This window comes from Neobacillus drentensis, from assembly GCF_036965245.1.
GTDB lineage: Bacteria > Bacillota > Bacilli > Bacillales > Cytobacillaceae > Neobacillus > Neobacillus drentensis_G.
Window position 1 is genome coordinate 1 of record NZ_JBALPG010000213.1, and the last position, 4,957, is coordinate 4,957.

At 35.6% G+C, this 4,957-nt stretch carries 5 protein-coding genes; 3 read left to right on the forward strand and 2 right to left on the reverse strand.

Annotated features, from left to right (window positions below; all coding sequences use genetic code 11):
* Nucleotides 1-62: 62 nt before the first annotated feature.
* Together V7150_RS25575 and V7150_RS25580 are read right to left on the reverse strand one after the other, a co-directional pair.
* Entirely contained in the window at nucleotides 63-1,514 is a 1,452-nt protein-coding gene (locus tag V7150_RS25575) for a spore germination protein (protein WP_335523901.1), read from the reverse strand.
* Nucleotides 1,511-2,587, reverse strand: coding sequence for an endospore germination permease (locus tag V7150_RS25580; protein WP_335523903.1), 1,077 nt, complete (start codon nucleotides 2,585-2,587; stop codon nucleotides 1,511-1,513). The genes V7150_RS25575 and V7150_RS25580 overlap by 4 nt, the downstream gene beginning before the upstream one ends.
* A 433-nt stretch (nucleotides 2,588-3,020) precedes the next feature.
* Here V7150_RS25580 and V7150_RS25585 point away from each other — a divergent pair, with 433 nt between their 5' ends.
* The 3 genes from V7150_RS25585 (at nucleotide 3,021) to V7150_RS25595 (ending at nucleotide 4,722) form a co-directional block, all read left to right on the forward strand.
* A complete protein-coding gene (locus tag V7150_RS25585) occupies nucleotides 3,021-3,437 on the forward strand; it encodes a hypothetical protein (RefSeq protein WP_335523905.1) in 417 nt (138 codons plus the stop codon).
* 9 nt (nucleotides 3,438-3,446) lie between these two features.
* A complete protein-coding gene (locus V7150_RS25590; RefSeq protein ID WP_335523907.1) occupies nucleotides 3,447-4,274 on the forward strand; it encodes an RNA-guided endonuclease InsQ/TnpB family protein in 828 nt (275 codons plus the stop codon).
* Between the two features lie 148 nt (nucleotides 4,275-4,422).
* The gene (locus V7150_RS25595) at nucleotides 4,423-4,722 is read left to right on the forward strand and encodes a hypothetical protein (RefSeq protein ID WP_335523909.1); all 300 of its coding nucleotides are present in this window, start codon (nucleotides 4,423-4,425) and stop codon (nucleotides 4,720-4,722) included.
* Nucleotides 4,723-4,957 lie beyond the last annotated feature (235 nt).

Sequence of the window (4,957 nt, forward strand, 5' to 3'; positions counted from 1 at the left end):
ATCCCGAGATAAGAATGAATGAAGAAAGTAATACACATAAATAGGATTTTCTTTTCATCATATTATTTTCTCCATTTTTGTATCATCCTTTCAGAAAATTTTCTTCGTTTAAAAGGATTAAATGAAAAAGCTGATAGATATTCCTTAAAACTCAAAGAAGATACTGGTTCAATGTATGGAAGGTTAAATGATTCCAGACGACAAATATAAACTAATATACTTATAATGCCAATGAAAAAACCATATATCCCCAAGTATGAAGAAATAATTAGTAAATATAACCGTAAAATACTTACAGTTCCCGAAAATGATTGATTTACAAGTGTGTAAGTTGAAACGCCCGTAAGTCCTACGATAACGACTAGAGTTGGTGAAGTAAGCCCGCCCCTTATGGCAGCATCCCCAATAATGAGTCCGCCGACGATCGAAATAGTCGTACCAACAGCTACTGGCACACGGTAACTAGCCTCTCTAAGTAATTCAAAAAAGCCTAAAATCAGAAAGGTCTCCAGAGTAATAGGCATAGGGATTCCGCTTCTAGATAAGCCTATCGTAGCAAGTAACCTAAAAGGCATTTGGGCGATATTTACACTTGAAATGGCTATCCAAAATCCAGGTAAACAAATAGAAATAAGTATTCCTATAACCCTAAATGCTCTCTGTAACATAACAAAATAATAAGGATTGTGGACATCTTCCGGTGATTTAATCAAAAGGAATACATTTGCAGGACCGATAAGGACAGTTGGTGAGCCGTCGATAATGAGAATGAAGCGCCCTCGTAACATACATTCAATCGCATAATCTGGTCGTGTTGTATAGTCAAAAAGTGGAAATAACGAATACGTCCGATCGGAAATCCATTGTTCCAATTGCCCGCTGCTAATGATGCACTCAGATTGAAAAGACATTAATCTTTTTTTGATTTCTTCAATCATATCTTGATTGGCTTTATGAGCTAAATATAGAAGTGATACTTTTGTTTGACTCAATGTTCCTAAAGTAAAGCATTCGTTATTTAATTGGACTGTTTTCAATCTTTTTCTAATAAGAGAAATGTTCACATTTAATTCTTCCGTAAATGCATCTTTTGGACCTTTTATTGAGATTTCTGACTTTGATTCTTCAGGAGTTCTTTGAGGAATTTTTGCAATATCAAGTCCGTGGAAGAATGATTCTCCTTCTTTGTACAAAATTAAGAATCCAGAGAGTACTTTTTGTACCATCTCTGAAATCTTCAATATGTGAACAATAGGGGGTATAACGATATCTCTATCATTTTTAATCATTTGTTTGTTGCATTTAGATAAATGGGAAAGAACGGGATTATAGAAATCATTAAATTGGTTCGTATCGATCATACCTTCAAGATAGATGGCAGTAATAGGAGTCATCCCGTGTTTTTTCTCCGTTATAATGCGAATATCGGAATGATTACAAAAGAAGTCTCTTAATTGTTCTCCATCTAAATTTCCCTTTAAAAGAGAGTCATCTATACTGTTTTCAAAACTCATAATGGTTGTATTCCTTTCCTCGCTGGAAGATAGCTGATAATGAGTAGTAAAATAGAAATGATTAGACCATATATAAATAAATAAGGATAAATGTATTTTTCAACTATATATTGCACCCATAGATCGCTATTGATAAAAATAGTTAAAAAAAAGACTAATGAAAAAACGAATTTCATATACTTCGCGATTTGAACGGAATTTCTTTTTATTAAGTCGGTTAACAAAAATAGACACAATGAAACCTTTATGGTTGTCCCTGAAAGAATTAGGAAAACAGCTAAGAAATCTAAACGGGTAATATAACTTCCAAGTGTTATCAGCCTCCACTGTTCAAACGCTGGAAAACGTAAATTACCCGCTACATTCGGACCGAATGAGGCAGTGTAATCCATTACCGGTACTATAACTAATCCAATTAGTATTGTAATCAGGCCTAGAAAATGGACAATGCTATATGACTTTTTTAATTGATACTGTAGAAGCAATAGAATGAGTAAGTCCACTTTTCCTCCTAACACAATAGCAGTCCCTTTGATTATTGGTTTATAACCATGAATGAACACAGGAAATAAAAAGGAGTACTCCTTATTTTTCATAGTAGCAATAGAGACAACTATCGCTAGGATCAACACCAATGGCAGGATAATTCCAGATAAATATACAATTGTTTTAAAACCGCCTCTAGTAGCACCTAAACATACAAGAAGAAAACTAAGGGCTACAATCGATGTGGGGGTTATTGGCAGAAAGAAGATTTTTATCGATTGAATTAATTGATAAAAGGAAGCCATTCCAATAAACAAAATATATACGAATAATAAGGAGAGTACGATTCCAGCAACGGCTGCACCCGCCCGTCCTTTTATCCAATAAAAAGGTTTTTGACTCCCCATTTTCTTCAAAATCAAATAAATAATAATCCCCCAAAAAATTAGGACGACATATGCAATTAAAATACAAATCCATGAGTCCCGCTTAGCTATATTTTGAAGGTAAGGTAGAAATATTATTTGGTCTGAAATTCCTATAAACAATATCATTACAAAAGATAGTTGGAGAGGAGAAAACTTCATTTAAAACAAACCACCAGTCTTTTCCAAGATAGTGTTAATTTGTACATCATGGGTTATTCTTATTCTAAGTTACTAAAAAGTTCATAGAGGAAAGCTGTGTCGTTGTGAAGATTTAGGAATAGAGATCTGGTTAGAAGATTTACTAGGTTACCTATTAATAACTAAGGTTGATTCTTTTAAATTAATTTTACTTATGTAAGTTTGGATCGTAATTAAAAGAGGATGCTCGTAAAGCTACGAACATCCAATCTTTTTCTGGAAATCAATATTAAATTACTCTTATCAAAAAAGTGGCGTAAAACCCCTTTCTTCAGAAATGGGGATATAAGCCATGTTTTTTTACTTCCAATTACCAATAGAAACTAGTATAATAAAAATATAGAACGAATGTTCTGGTGGGAGATGAAAGAAAATGGGACCACACAAAAAGAACATGAAAGAAAAGAAGAAAAAAGAGTCGAAAGGCGATATTGTTATTCGGAAATTTCCGCTCCGTTTAACTGGCGAGGAGAGAAGATTAGTCGATACACTACGTCAGAAAGCAGCGAATCTATGGAATGACTGCTTAGATCTCCATTGGTGGCTATATGATGTATATAAGATTTGGACAAGTGCATCAGAAAAAAAGAAATGGTACAATGCCACCACCCATCAATTACACTCGCAAACGATTCAAGCCATCATCGAGTTACATGAAGAAACATGCAAAAGAACGAGGGAGCTGCGGGCTAAAGGTGAAAAACAGTGGCGATACCCTTGGGAATACAAAAAATTCTTTTCCGTCAAATATAAAAAGGCAGCTATTAAATGCAAGGATAAAAAGCTGCTGTTTAGCAATGGAAAACAATAATCCCCCTTAGTGATCCCTCAACCAAAGCACATTGATTTCCATACAATAAAAAGTGCCGAAATCGTTTGGCACAAAGATCAATACTGGATGCATATAGCAGTGGAAGTACCAAAACAAAAGCAAGTACAAGGTAATAAGGAAGCTGGTTGTGATTTAGGGCTCATACATGCGGCTGTTTTAAGTGACGGAAAAAATCACTTCATTGTCACAGGAAGAGAACTTCGCTCGTTACAGCGCTACAGAAACAAAAAGTTTAAAGAGCTTCAGAAGCTCATTGGCCGGAAAAAGCCAGGTTCGAACAAAAGGCAAAAACTCATTTTGCGTAAACGTCGTTTTTTAGAAAAACTGGAACGGAGAATCGAGTACCTATTGCATACGATTTCGAAAATGGTCACCGATTGGTGTGTGGAAAACCACATTAAAGCACTCTATATCGGAACACCGGATGGCGTTCAAAAGAATACGAAGAAGAAAAAGAAAACAAGAAAAGAAATTCGTCAACAATTGTCCAATTGGAGTTTTGGGCAATTAATTGAAAAAATAACATACAAATTGAAACTGCGAGGCGTCAAAGTCCAACTTGTGGAAGAGTCCTATACTTCTGGTACGTGCCCTTCATGCGGAGAATTCAGTAAACAATGGAATCGAAACTTCCACTGTCCGTGTGGTGCGAAAGGACATCGGGATCTAGTGGGTGCCGTGAATATTTTGGACAAGTCTATCAATAAACAATTCAAGAATAATCAAGAACTACCTAAAATAGAAGATACAAAGTATCGCCGAGTCCTTTTAACCCCCATTGTCCCGCACAATGGGGCTAAAAGGGCAGTGGCGTAGTGCCTATGATTGGGCTGCGGTATGTGTTTTTCACTACATGTCGTAATGAACTGGAGAAGCAGTAAGACCTGGAAGCCCCGGCTGATAGGCGGCTTTGATGAAGGTTTAAAAAAGAATTCCCTGGATTTATCCATGGGGAGAAGTCAAGTTGATTCGTAATGATGGTAATGTCCATAAGGATAATGTCCATAATGGTAATGACCATAACCGTAAGGATAATGGTGCCCATATGGATGATGGTAAACGTAATAAGGATAATGCTCGTAATGATGATGTCCGTGATGATGATGGTATCCATAAGGATAAATATGACCGTAAGAATAGTGGTGGAAATCATGATCACGATATTGATATGGGGGCATATACTCACCTTCTTTTATTTAGTCCTTTTCACTTTATGAAAAGCAGACGATTAAGGAGTTTGTCATCTTTAAAAATAGGCATATAAATCAGTTCCTTCATAAAAAAAGCGTCTTATTGACGCTCCAAATTAAATCAAAATGGTATTGTTGCAGTGAAGGATTCAGTCAACTGAAATGATTTATCTATCAAATAGATGTTTCGGTACCGTTTATTACTAATAAGTTGATCACTTTTGTAAAAGGGGTGAGTTGTAGCCTGGTCAATAATAACCGTTTGCATGCGAGGATGTCATCGGTGTATTAAAAATAAGAAAGGCAGAA